Annotated in this window: 9 protein-coding genes; 7 read left to right on the plus strand and 2 right to left on the minus strand. The window is 61.4% G+C overall.

Going from position 1 to position 12,058, the window contains the following annotated elements; translation table 11 throughout:
- Positions 1-8: 8 nt before the first annotated feature.
- The gene (ccoN, locus tag J5M57_RS07845) at positions 9-1,436 is read right to left on the minus strand and encodes a cytochrome-c oxidase, cbb3-type subunit I (RefSeq protein ID WP_064589990.1); all 1,428 of its coding nucleotides are present in this window, start codon (positions 1,434-1,436) and stop codon (positions 9-11) included.
- A 350-nt stretch (positions 1,437-1,786) separates the two neighbouring features.
- Here ccoN and J5M57_RS07850 point away from each other — a divergent pair, with 350 nt between their 5' ends.
- From J5M57_RS07850 to J5M57_RS07865, 4 genes are all read left to right on the plus strand, one after another.
- Complete coding sequence (locus tag J5M57_RS07850) at positions 1,787-3,460, plus strand: nitrite/sulfite reductase (protein WP_207849496.1); 1,674 nt, start codon at positions 1,787-1,789, stop codon at positions 3,458-3,460.
- Positions 3,457-3,936, plus strand: a complete 480-nt coding sequence (locus J5M57_RS07855; RefSeq protein WP_207849495.1) for a DUF934 domain-containing protein — start codon at positions 3,457-3,459, stop codon at positions 3,934-3,936. The genes J5M57_RS07850 and J5M57_RS07855 overlap by 4 nt, the downstream gene beginning before the upstream one ends.
- 285 nt (positions 3,937-4,221) lie before the next feature.
- A complete protein-coding gene (locus J5M57_RS07860) occupies positions 4,222-5,196 on the plus strand; it encodes a hypothetical protein (protein WP_207849494.1) in 975 nt (324 codons plus the stop codon).
- 181 nt (positions 5,197-5,377) lie between these two features.
- Complete coding sequence (locus tag J5M57_RS07865; protein ID WP_169841828.1) at positions 5,378-6,049, plus strand: DUF3313 domain-containing protein; 672 nt, start codon at positions 5,378-5,380, stop codon at positions 6,047-6,049.
- A 64-nt stretch (positions 6,050-6,113) separates the two neighbouring features.
- Here the strand turns inward: J5M57_RS07865 and J5M57_RS07870 are convergent, their stop codons facing one another.
- Entirely contained in the window at positions 6,114-6,539 is a 426-nt protein-coding gene (locus tag J5M57_RS07870; protein ID WP_064587380.1) for a YciI family protein, read from the minus strand.
- 367 nt (positions 6,540-6,906) lie between these two features.
- Here J5M57_RS07870 and tpx point away from each other — a divergent pair, with 367 nt between their 5' ends.
- The 3 genes from tpx to J5M57_RS07885 all read left to right on the plus strand — a co-directional run bounded on the left by tpx (position 6,907) and on the right by J5M57_RS07885 (position 11,988).
- Positions 6,907-7,407 carry a thiol peroxidase gene (tpx, locus tag J5M57_RS07875; RefSeq protein WP_064587381.1) on the plus strand — a complete coding sequence of 167 codons (501 nt, stop codon included), beginning with the start codon at positions 6,907-6,909 and terminating at the stop codon, positions 7,405-7,407.
- A gap of 175 nt (positions 7,408-7,582) precedes the next feature.
- Positions 7,583-8,890, plus strand: a complete 1,308-nt coding sequence (locus J5M57_RS07880) for an MdtA/MuxA family multidrug efflux RND transporter periplasmic adaptor subunit (RefSeq protein WP_207849493.1) — start codon at positions 7,583-7,585, stop codon at positions 8,888-8,890.
- Positions 8,887-11,988: an MdtB/MuxB family multidrug efflux RND transporter permease subunit gene (locus tag J5M57_RS07885; RefSeq protein WP_207849492.1), complete on the plus strand. Its 3,102-nt coding sequence runs from the start codon at positions 8,887-8,889 to the stop codon at positions 11,986-11,988. Before J5M57_RS07880 ends, J5M57_RS07885 begins: the two co-directional genes overlap by 4 nt.
- Positions 11,989-12,058 lie beyond the last annotated feature (70 nt).

The raw sequence follows: 12,058 nt of genomic DNA on the forward strand, positions 1-12,058 counted from the left end.
TCCCTGCCTCAGGCGATCTGCGCCTGGCTGCGCGCCAGCGATACGTCGGCAACCCGCACCGTGCGCCAGACGTTGTAGGCCATCAGCAGCATCCCGCTGAGGAAGAACACCCCGCCGGCAAACCGTACGATGAACCCCGGGTGACTGGCCTGCAGCGCTTCGACGAAGGAGTAGGTAAGCGTGCCATCCTCGTTGATCGCCCGCCACATCAGGCCCTGGGTGATGCCGTTGACCCACATCGAGGCGATGTACAGCACGGTGCCGATGGTCGCCAGCCAGAAGTGCAGGTTGATCAGCGGCGTGCTGAACATCTGCTCGCGGCCGAACACCTTGGGCACCATGTGATAGGTCGCGCCGAAGGTGATCATTGCCACCCAGCCCAACGCCCCGGCGTGGACGTGGCCGATGGTCCAGTCGGTGTAGTGGGAGAGGGCGTTGACGGTCTTGATCGCCATCATCGGCCCTTCGAAGGTCGACATGCCGTAGAACGCCAGCGACAGCACCAGAAAGCGCAGGATCGGGTCGGTGCGCAACTTATGCCAGGCGCCGGACAAGGTCATCATGCCGTTGATCATCCCGCCCCAGCTCGGCGCCAGCAGGATCAGCGACATCGCCATGCCCAACGACTGTGCCCAGTCCGGCAGCGCGGTGTAGTGCAAATGGTGCGGGCCGGCCCAGATGTATAGGGTGATCAGCGCCCAGAAGTGCACGATCGACAACCGGTACGAATACACCGGGCGGTTGACCTGCTTCGGCACGAAGTAATACATCATCCCGAGGAACCCGGTGGTCAGGAAGAACCCCACCGCGTTGTGCCCGTACCACCACTGCACCATGGCGTCGGTGGCGCCGGAATACACTGGATACGACTTGAACCAGTCCACCGGAATCGACAGGTGATTGACCACGTGCAGCATGGCGATCACCAGAATGAACGCGCCGAAGAACCAGTTGCCGACGTAGATGTGCTTGGTCTTGCGCTGCACCACGGTGGTGAAAAACACGATGCCGTAGGCGACCCAGACCACCGCCATCCACACCGCGCCGGAGAATTCGATTTCGGCGTATTCCTTGGTGGTGGTGTAGCCCATCGGCAGGGTGATCAGCATGATCACGATCACCGATTGCCAGCCCCAGAACGTGAAGGCCGCGAGCTTGTCCGAGTACAGTCTTACCTGGCAGGTGCGCTGCACCGCGTAATAACTGGCGGCGAATTGCGCGCTGCCGGCAAAGCCGAAAATCACCAGGCTGGTGTGCAATGGCCGCAAGCGACCGAAGGTGGTCCACGGCAGGTCGAGGTTCATGTCCGGCCACACCAGTTGCGAGGCGATCCATACCCCCATCGCCATGCCGACGACACCCCAGAAAACCGTCGCGATAACGAATTGGCGGACGACCTTGTAGTTGTAAGCCTGTCCGATTGTTGCTGTGCTCATGGTCAGTTCTTCCACGGTTGCAAAGTCTTGCCAGGCCACCCGGTCTGGCACGAGCTGCACTGTAGGAACACCGCCGGAAACAAAACAGGCTCAGGAATATTTCATTTGTACGGATCAGATTGAAGTGCTGCCTGCGGCGCTCTGCCGCGTCCTGATACGGTTTTTATCGTTTCAGGTGAATCTGTTGCGTACTGCGCTGCTTCGTCATAGTGCTCTGAAGAAAACTGTAGGAGTGAGCCTGCTCGCGATAGCGGTGTGTCAGGCAACGGCTTTGTTGACTGACACACCGCTATCGCGAGCAGGCTCACTCCTACAGGAATTGCGCACAAATCTGATGAGGTAGCCGCTGCATGTATCAATACGATGATTACGACCGCGCACTGGTGTTCGAGCGCGTTGCGCAATTTCGCGATCAGGTCGAGCGCTTCATGGCCGGGGAGTTGAGCGAAGAGGAATTCCTGCCGCTGCGTTTGCAAAACGGTCTCTACCTGCAGAAGCACGCCTACATGCTGCGGGTGGCGATTCCCTACGGCACCTTGAGCGCCGCGCAGATGCGCACCCTGGCGAGCATCGCCGCTGACTACGATCGCGGCTACGGCCACTTCACCACCCGGCAGAACCTGCAATTCAACTGGATCGAACTGGCCCAGGTGCCGGACATCCTCGAGCGCTTGGCGCAGGTCAACATGCATGCGATCCAGACCTCCGGCAACTGCGTGCGCAACATCACCACCGAGGCGTTCGCCGGGGTCGCGGCGGACGAGATGATCGACCCGCGCCCGTTGGCGGAAATCCTCCGGCAGTGGTCGACAATCAACCCGGAATTCCTGTTTCTGCCACGCAAGTTCAAGATCGCCATCTGCTCGGCGAAGCAGGATCGTGCGGCGATCATGATGCATGACATCGGCCTGTATCTTTACCCGGGGCGTGACGGACAAATGCTCCTGCGGGTGATCGTCGGCGGCGGGTTGGGGCGTACGCCGATTCTCGGGCTGCAAATCCGCGAAGGCTTGCCGTGGCAGCATCTGTTGTCCTACGTCGAGGCGATCCTGCGGGTCTACAACCGGCACGGTCGGCGTGACAACAAGTACAAGGCGCGGATCAAGATTCTGGTCAAGGCGCTGGGCATCGAAGTGTTCGCCCGGGAAGTCGAAGAGGAATGGCAACACCTCAAGGACGGCCCGGCGCAGTTGACCGACGCTGAATACCAGCGGGTTGCCAGCGCATTCGTGCCGCCGACCTATCACAGCCTCGCCGACACCGACCTGGACTTCGGCACACGCCTGGCCGAGAGCCCGGCGTTTGCCCGTTGGGTCGCGCGCAACGTGCAGCCGCACAAGAAACCGGGCTACACCAGCGTGGTGCTGTCGACCAAACCGGGTCTGAGCGCGCCGCCGGGGGATGTCACCGGGTTGCAGATGCTGGCGGTGGCCGACTGGTCGGAGCGCTTCGGTTTTGGCGAAATTCGCATTGCCCACGAGCAGAACATCGTCCTGCCCGATGTGCAAAAGTCTGACCTGTACGAACTCTGGCAATTGGCCTGCGAGCGTAATCTGGGCAGTGCCAACGTCGGCCTACTGACCGACATCATCGCCTGCCCGGGCGGGGATTTCTGTGCGCTGGCCAACGCCAAGTCGATCCCGATCGCCCAGGCGATTCAGGCGCGCTTCGACAACCTCGACTACTTGCACGACCTGGGTGACATCAGCCTGAACATCTCCGGCTGCATCAACGCCTGCGGCCATCACCACATCGGCAATATCGGCATCCTTGGCGTCGATAAAAACGGCAGCGAGTGGTACCAGATCACCCTTGGTGGCGCGCAGGGCAAAAACAGCACGCTGGGCAAAGTCATCGGCCCGTCGTTCAGCGCGGCTGAAGTGCCGCAAGTGATCGAGCGGATTATCGGCACCTTCGTGCGCTACCGCGAAAGTGAGGAATTGTTCGTCGACACCCTGGCGCGCATTGGCCTGGAGCCGTTCAAGGAGCGGGTCTACCCGAAAGCGCTGGAGGTATCGGCATGAACAATCTGCTGCGCTTGGAGCAGGGTGTCGCGCGGCAGGTCGAGGATGATCCGTGGACGCTGGTACGCGAGCCGGAGCAGGGCCGGCCGCCCGGATTGCAGATCCTGCCGCTGGCGCACTGGCTGCAATCGCCTTCGACCCACGCGGTGTGGCTGGGGCCGGACGATGAGGTCGAAAGCGTGGTGCCGTGGCTGGCCTCGCTGCCGCTGATTGCCCTGGACTTCCCGAGCTTTCGCGACGGTCGCGCCTACAGCCAGGCGTATCTGCTGCGCAGTCGATTTGGCTGGGCCGGCGAGTTGCGCGCGATCGGCGATGTGTTGCGTGATCAACTCAGTCACATGCGCCAGTGCGGGTTCGACAGCTTTGCGGTGCGTGAGGACAAATCGGCTGCAGATGCCCTCAAAGGACTGGCCGGCATGAGCGTGCTGTACGGGCGCTCGGTGATCGAGCCGCGCCCGCTGTTTCGCCGCCGCTGATACTTCTGTGGCGAGGGAGCTTGCTCCCGCTGGGTGGCGAAGCCGCCCCAAAGCTAAACAATGCGATACGTCAGGGGATAGGTGTTGGCTCTCTTTGGGAGTGCTGCGCACTCCAGCGGGAGCAAGCTCCCTCGCCACGGTGTTCGGTGTTGCCAGTACCGGGGAAACCCCTACATCCCGCACCATTCCCGGATTTTCCCTTGGGTCGATGCTGGCCTTTTGGTAGAGTCCCCGTCGCCAGCGGGTTTTCGGCTGGACGACGGAATGAAGAAGGGAGTCTGGGTAGTGAGTGCGGGCAAAAAGATTTTGGGCCTCACGGCGATGCTGTTGATGCTGACGCTGTGGGCCAGTTACTTTTATGTGATCAAGGAAAACCGCGACGGCCAGTTGGGCGGCGCCGGTGAAAGCACCGCGTGGTGCGGCACGCCGCCGTCCACGGAAGCAGCGCTGTTGGGCAAGGATCAACTGACCTTGCGCGTGACCAACAACCTGCGCGGCGAGTTCATGCTCAGTGGCTCGCTGGTGGTGTCCGAACGCACCTTTAACCGCTATGACCTGGGTCGCAACGAACTGCGTCTGCGCCTGGAACCGTTGCAGTGGTCGTACGGCGTCACGCCGATCTTCCTGGAGCAGGTCAAGGTTCAGCCCCTGAGCCGCAACCTCGCTTCGCCGACCAAGAGCGCCTACGCCGAACTCGAGCCTCGGCCGATCGGCGTGCAGGGCCAGGTCACCGAATTCCCCTTCGACACCTATCGCTACGGCTACAAACCGGTGCTGTATTACCTCAAGGGCAGCGAGCGCGTCGATCTGCGCTTCAAGAACATCACCACGCTGATGGACCTGTCCAACACCTTCACGCCGATCCAGAAGTACAACCGCGTCGAATACATCAACGAGAAAAACTCGATGATCCGCGATGAGGACTACAAGGCCTACGGTCCGCACGAGTGCGCATTCAGCGTCGAGCGCAAAGGCTCGTTCAAGGTCGTGGTGCTGTTGTTGCTGCTGGTGCTGTGCCTGCCATTGCTGCACGTGTTCTATCGCGACGAGCCGGGGATCGACTTCCTCGCTACGCTGGTGGCGATTGCCGTGGTGCGCGTGGTGCTGGTGGGGCCGGTGCAGGACTTTCAGCTGTACAACATCGACTTCCTGTTTGGCGCGGCGATCCTGCTGGTGGGTTCGGTGTCGCTGATCAAGGCGATGCGCGCCAACAGTCGGCGGGAGATGGCGTTGAAGAGCGGGGCGACGTCTTCCTGGTAACGCCCGGAACCTGATCTCGACACAGGCCCTGTGGGAGCGAGCCTGCTTGCTCCCACAAAGCATCAGTGTCTGTGCAGCCGCGTGGAAATCTTGCGTGTGTACAAGGTAATTTCCCCGGCATTGGCTATAACTGTATTTCCCGCCAGGCAATATATCTCGGCGTTCTGACAGGAGTTACAGCATGAAGCTTGCAGTGATGATGGGCACCCTCTGCATCGCCACCCTTGGCGTGGTGGGTTGCTCCAGCAAAACCGTCGCTCCCGATGAGTATTCCGGCTTTCTCAAGGATTACAGTCAGCTCAAGGAAGCCAAGTCGCCTTCCGGCGCCGAAGTGATGCGCTGGATTGATCCGAAGCTCGACATGAGCAAGTTCACCAGTGTGTACATCGAGCCGACCCAGCTCTATCCAAAGCCGCAACCGACCGCGAAGATTTCCCAACAGACCCTCAACGGCATCACCTCCTACTACGATCAAGCCCTCAAGCGTGAAATCAGCAAAGACCTGCCATTGGCCAACGGCCCCGGCCCGGGCGTGATTGTGGTGCGAGCAGCGATCACCGCCGTCAGCAGCAAGACCGAAGGCCTGCACGCGTATGAAGTGATCCCGGTTGCCCTGGTGGCGGCAGCCGTCAGCACCGCCAGCGGTATTCGCGATCAGGAAACCACCTTGGCCACCGAAGCGGTGTTCCTCGATGGCGCGAGCAACAAGGTCGTGGCGCAAGCGGTGCGCAAAGGCACCGGTAAACCGCTGCAAAACGATAAGCAGGCGATGACCGCCAACGACGTTAAGCCTGTGATTGATGGCTGGGCCAATGACATGCATCAGATGTATCTCAAGCTCAAGTCCCAATAACCAGGCGCCGTGTAGGAGCTGCCGAAGGCTCGAGTCTGCGGCAGCTCCTACAGGGGCAGGAGCATTACAGGTTTTTTTTGGCTTGCTCGCGAATCCGCTCTTCTTGCGCACGGGCTTCAGGGGTGAACTCGGCACCGAAGTCCTCGGCGGAGAATATCTGGCGAATCTCGATTTCAGACTCGCCCGGCATCGGGTTCGGGCAGCGCTTGACCCATTCGATGGCTTCTTCTTTCGATTTCACTTCCCAGATCCAGTAGCCGGCGACCAGCTCCTTGGTCTCGATGAACGGCCCGTCGATGACCGTGCGCTTGTCGCCGGAAAAGCGCACGCGGGCGCCTTTACTGCTTGGGTGCAGGCCATCGGCGTCGATGAGGATGCCGGCCTTGACCAGTTCTTCGTTGAAGTTGCCCATGGCGGTGATCAGCTCTTCACTGGGCATGATGCCGGCTTCGGAGTCGGCGCTGGCTTTGACAAGGATCATGAATCGCATGGTGGTTGCTCCGTGGAGTGTGGGGGGATTCACTGCTTGGTCGAACGGGCAGGGCATGAATCGACAGGTCCACTGAATAAAGATGCAGTCCGGCGTTTTAACAAGCAGCAAAAGCACTGCTGACCACACAGATCTCCTGTAGGAGTGAGCCTGCTCGCGATGGCGTCGTGTCAGTTAACAAACAGCTGCCTGATTCACCGCCATCGCGAGCAGGCTCACTTCTACAGAGGATCGGTTGCGCGGTTGTATACAATTTTTCACGCAGGCACCTAACAATTTCAGTCAGGGCATAGGTCGTCGGACAATTTCGTGGTTAACTTCGGCCTCTTGCATGCTTTCCAATCAAAACATCAGAAGGACTAAAGTCATGGCTCAAGTCACCCTCAAAGGCAACCCGGTTCAAGTCAACGGCCAGTTGCCACAAGCCGGTTCCAAGGCGCCAGCCTTTTCCCTGGTTGCCGGCAATCTGTCCGACGTCACCCTGGCGAGCTTCGCCGGCAAGCGCAAAGTGCTGAACATCTTCCCAAGCGTCGACACCCCGACCTGCGCGACTTCCGTGCGCAAGTTCAACGCCCAGGCCAACGAAGTCGCCAACACCGTGGTGCTGTGCATCTCGGCTGACCTGCCGTTCGCCCAGGCCCGTTTCTGCGGCGCCGAAGGCCTGGAAAACGTGCAGAACCTGTCGACCCTGCGCGGTGCCGAATTCATCGAGAACTACGGCGTAGCCATCGCTGACGGCCCGCTGAAAGGCCTGACTGCCCGTGCGGTGGTTGTTCTGGACGAGAACGACAACGTGCTGCACAGCGAGCTGGTCAAGGAAATCGCTGAAGAGCCGAACTACGAAGCAGCGCTCGCTGTTCTGAAGTAAGCGCTTTTACAATTGTTAACGGCCTGGCCCTGTCCAGGCCGTTTTCATTTGTGTATCAGTGTTTTGCCTTACACCTTGAAACGTAAGTTGAAGGTAAATTGCCGGTAAAGCTGCTTTGCTTAAATCCTGCCAGTGCTTATCGTTCAGCCTCCCGTAAAAGAAGCCCACGCGCCCAATGGTTAATCAATCCATGCAATCGTCCCCTCGCAACTCCCGTCGCTGGCTGATCAGCCTGCTCGTCCTGTTGGTCATCGCCGTACTGTGCTGGAAATTCTGGCCCGCCGGTTCGGCCCACAAGGAGGGCGGTGACAAGGCCGCCGCCGGTCATACCGGGCGTTCGGGGATGATGCGACCGGGCTTCGGTGGCGCGGCCGGACCGATTCCGGTGCGCGTGGCGCCGGCCGTCACCGGTGATTTCCCGCTGTATTACAAGGCGCTGGGCACGGTGACCGCGCTCAACACCATCAATGTGCGCAGCCGGGTGGGCGGCGAGCTGGTGAAAATCAATTTCGAGGAAGGGCAGATGGTCAAGGCTGGCGACCTGCTGGCAGAGATCGATCCGCGTCCGTACCAGAACGCCTTGCTCCAGGCTGAGGGCACCTTGCTGCAGAATCAGGCGCAGCTGAAAAATGCTCAGGTCGATGTCGAGCGTTATCGCGGCCTGTACAAGGAAGACAGCATCGCCAAGCAGACCCTGGACACCGCCGAAGCGCTGGTCGGCCAGTATCTGGGCACGGTCAAGACCAATCAGGCGGCGGTCAACGACGCCAAGCTCAATCTCGAATTCACCAAGATCCGCGCACCGATTGCCGGTCGCGTCGGCCTGCGGCAGGTCGATGTCGGCAACCTGGTGGCGGCCAACGACACCACGTTCCTTGCGGTCATCACCCAGACCCAGCCCATCAGCGTGGTGTTCACGCTGCCGGAAAACAGCCTTGAAACCGTGCTCGCCCGCTACCACAGCGGCGCCAAACTGCCGGCCGAGGCATGGGACCGCGGCGATACCAGAATCCAGGCCAATGGCGTGCTGCAAAGCCTCGACAACCAGATCGACGTCGCCACCGGCACCCTGAAATTCAAGGCCCGTTACGACAACCGCGATCAATCGCTGTTTCCCAATCAGTTCGTCAACGTCCACCTGCTGGCCGACACGCTCAAAGGCGTGGTGCTGGCACCGTCGGCGGCGATTCAGTTCGGCACCAACGGCACCTTCGTCTACGCGCTGGACGGCGACAAGAAAGTCACCATCCGCCAGTTGAAGATCGGCGCCAGCGACGGCACCAACACCGTGGTCACCGAAGGCCTCGCCGCAGGCGATCGCGTGGTGCTGGAAGGCACCGACCGTCTGAAAGAGGGCAGTGAGGTGGAAGTGGTCAACGACAGCAATGACGTGCCGACCACGCCGACCGGCCACCTGCAGGGCAAACCCGCCGCCAGTGCGCCGGACGCCGCTGTGACTGACAAGGCCAAGAAGGGCGCATGAACATTTCGCGGCTGTTCATCCTCCGTCCGGTAGCCACTACCCTGAGCATGCTGGCCATTGTCCTGGCCGGCCTGATCGCCTATCGCCTGCTGCCGGTCTCGGCATTGCCGCAGGTCGATTACCCGACCATTCGCGTCATGACCCTGTATCCCGGCGCCAGCCCGGACGTAATGACCAGCGCCGTGACCGCGCCGCTCGAACGCCAGTTCGGGCAGATGCCGGGCCTGACCCAAATGGCGTCGACCAGCTCCGGCGGCGCTTCGGTGCTGACCCTGCGCTTCAGCCTCGACATCAACATGGACGTCGCCGAACAGCAGGTGCAGGCCGCGATCAACGCCGCGACCAACCTGCTGCCGACCGATCTGCCGGCGCCGCCGGTGTACAACAAGGTCAACCCGGCGGACACCCCGGTGCTGACCCTGGCGATCACTTCGAAAACCATGCTGCTGCCCAAGCTCAATGACCTGGTCGACACGCGCATGGCGCAGAAGATCGCCCAGATCAGCGGCGTCGGCATGGTCAGCATTGCCGGCGGTCAGCGTCAGGCGGTGCGGATCAAGGTCAACCCGGAGGCACTGGCGGCCAACAGCCTGAACCTGGAAGACGTGCGCACCCTGATCGGCGCGTCCAACGTCAACCAGCCCAAGGGTAACTTCGACGGCCCGACCCGGGTGTCGATGCTCGATGCCAACGACCAGCTGACCTCGCCCAAGGACTACGCCAACCTGATCCTCGCCTACAAGAACGGCGCGCCGCTGCGCCTGAAGGATGTGGCGGAAATCGTCGACGGCGCGGAGAACGAACGTCTCGCCGCGTGGGCCAACCAGAATCAGGCCGTGCTGCTGAACATCCAGCGCCAGCCCGGGGCTAACGTGATTGAGGTGGTGGACCGGATCAAGGCGTTGCTGCCGAGCATCACCGATAACCTGCCGGCCGGCCTCGACGTCACCGTGCTCACCGACCGCACCCAGACCATCCGCGCCTCGGTCACCGACGTGCAGCACGAACTGCTGATCGCCATCGCCCTGGTGGTGATGGTCACGTTCCTCTTTCTGCGCCGGGCCAGCGCGACCATCATCCCGTCGGTTGCGGTGCCGTTGTCGCTGATCGGTACGTTTGGCGTGATGTACCTGGCCGGATTCTCGGTCAACAACCTGACCCTGATGGCACTGACCATCGCCACCGGTTTCGTGGTCGACGATGCGATCGTGATGCTGGAGAACATCGCGCGGTTCATCGAGGAAGGCGACAGCCCGATGCAGGCCGCGCTCAAGGGCGCCAAACAGATCGGCTTCACCCTGATTTCCCTGACCCTGTCGCTGATCGCCGTACTGATTCCGCTGCTGTTCATGGCCGATGTGGTCGGGCGGCTGTTCCGTGAGTTCGCCATCACTCTGGCGGTGGCGATCCTGATTTCCCTGGTGGTCTCGCTGACGTTGACCCCGATGATGTGCGCGCGCCTGCTCAAGCGTGAGCCGGAAGAACATGAACAGGGCCGTTTCTATCGGGCCAGCGGTGCCTGCATCGACTGGATGATCGCCGCCTACGGGCGCAAGTTGCAGTGGGTGCTCAAGCACCAGCCCCTGACCTTGCTGGTCGCCATCGGTACATTGGCGCTGACCGTGTTCCTGTACATGGTGGTGCCCAAGGGTTTCTTCCCGGTGCAGGACACCGGGGTGATCCAGGGCATTTCCGAGGCGCCGCAGTCGATTTCCTTTGCCGCCATGGGCGAGCGTCAGCAAGCACTGGCGAAAGTGATTCTGCAGGATCCGGCGGTGGAGAGCCTGTCGTCCTACATCGGCGTCGATGGTGACAACGCCACGCTCAACAGCGGCCGCCTGCTGATCAACCTCAAGCCGCACGGTCAGCGCGACCTGAGCGCCACCGAGGTGATCGCGCGGCTGCAACCGCAATTGGACAAACTGGTCGGCATCCGCCTGTTCATGCAACCGGTGCAGGACTTGACCATCGAAGATCGGGTCAGCCGTACCCAGTACCAGTTCAGCATGTCCTCGCCGGACGCCGAACTGCTCAGCCAGTGGAGCGGACGGCTGGTCGAGGCGCTGGCCCAGCGGCCGGAACTGACCGACGTTGCCAGCGATTTGCAGGACAAGGGCTTGCAGGTCTATCTGGTGATCGACCGCGATGCGGCTTCGCGCCTCGGTGTTTCGGTGCAGAACATCACCGATGCGCTGTATGACGCCTTTGGTCAGCGGCAGATTTCCACCATCTACACCCAGGCCAGCCAGTACCGCGTGGTGCTGCAGGCGCAGGCCGGGGAGAAGATCGGGCCGGCGGCGCTGGACCAGATTCACGTCAAGACCACGGATGGCGCGCAAGTGCGTCTGTCGAGTCTGGCCCACGTCGAAGAACGTCAGGCGCAACTGGCGATCACCCACATCGGCCAGTTCCCGGCGGTGATGATGTCGTTCAACCTCGCACCCGGCGTGGCGCTGGGGCACGCGGTGGACATCATCGATCAGGTGCAGAAGGACATCGGCATGCCGATTGGCGTGCAGACCCAGTTCCAGGGCGCGGCCGAAGCATTCCAGGCCTCGCTGTCGAGCACCTTGCTGCTGATTCTGGCGGCGGTGGTGACCATGTACATCGTGCTCGGCGTGCTCTACGAGAGCTACATTCATCCGATCACCATCCTCTCGACCTTGCCCTCGGCGGCCGTGGGTGCGTTGCTGGCCTTGCTGCTCAGCGGCAACGACCTGGGGATGATCGCGATCATCGGCATCATCCTGCTGATCGGTATCGTCAAGAAGAACGCGATCATGATGATCGACTTCGCCCTCGACGCCGAACGCACCCAGGGCATGGCCCCGGAGCAGGCGATCTATCAGGCGGCGCTGCTGCGTTTCCGACCGATCCTGATGACTACGCTGGCGGCGTTGTTCGGTGCGGTGCCGTTGATGCTCGCCACCGGTTCCGGGGCTGAACTGCGTCAGCCGCTGGGTCTGGTGATGGTCGGCGGGTTGCTGGTGAGCCAGGTGTTGACCCTGTTCACCACGCCGGTGATTTACCTGTACTTCGATCGCCTGGGACGGCGCTTTGGCAAGACCAATGCCGACCGCGATGAGGTGGTGGTATGACTGCCCTGACACATAACCCCTGTAGGAGTGAGCCTGCTCGCGATGAGGCCGGCACATTCAATATCAGTGT

The organism is Pseudomonas sp. 86_A (assembly GCF_017491705.1).
Classification (GTDB): domain Bacteria; phylum Pseudomonadota; class Gammaproteobacteria; order Pseudomonadales; family Pseudomonadaceae; genus Aquipseudomonas; species Aquipseudomonas koreensis.

Coding starts and splice junctions, on each gene's coding strand:
- J5M57_RS07850 (WP_207849496.1), top strand. CDS start 1,787: ATGTATCAATACGATGATTACGACCGCGCACTGGTGTTCGAGCGCGTT.
- J5M57_RS07865 (WP_169841828.1), top strand. CDS start 5,378: ATGAAGCTTGCAGTGATGATGGGCACCCTCTGCATCGCCACCCTTGGC.
- J5M57_RS07880 (WP_207849493.1), top strand. CDS start 7,583: ATGGTTAATCAATCCATGCAATCGTCCCCTCGCAACTCCCGTCGCTGG.
- tpx (WP_064587381.1), top strand. CDS start 6,907: ATGGCTCAAGTCACCCTCAAAGGCAACCCGGTTCAAGTCAACGGCCAG.
- J5M57_RS07870 (WP_064587380.1), bottom strand. CDS start 6,539: ATGCGATTCATGATCCTTGTCAAAGCCAGCGCCGACTCCGAAGCCGGC.
- ccoN (WP_064589990.1), bottom strand. CDS start 1,436: ATGAGCACAGCAACAATCGGACAGGCTTACAACTACAAGGTCGTCCGC.
- J5M57_RS07885 (WP_207849492.1), top strand. CDS start 8,887: ATGAACATTTCGCGGCTGTTCATCCTCCGTCCGGTAGCCACTACCCTG.
- J5M57_RS07855 (WP_207849495.1), top strand. CDS start 3,457: ATGAACAATCTGCTGCGCTTGGAGCAGGGTGTCGCGCGGCAGGTCGAG.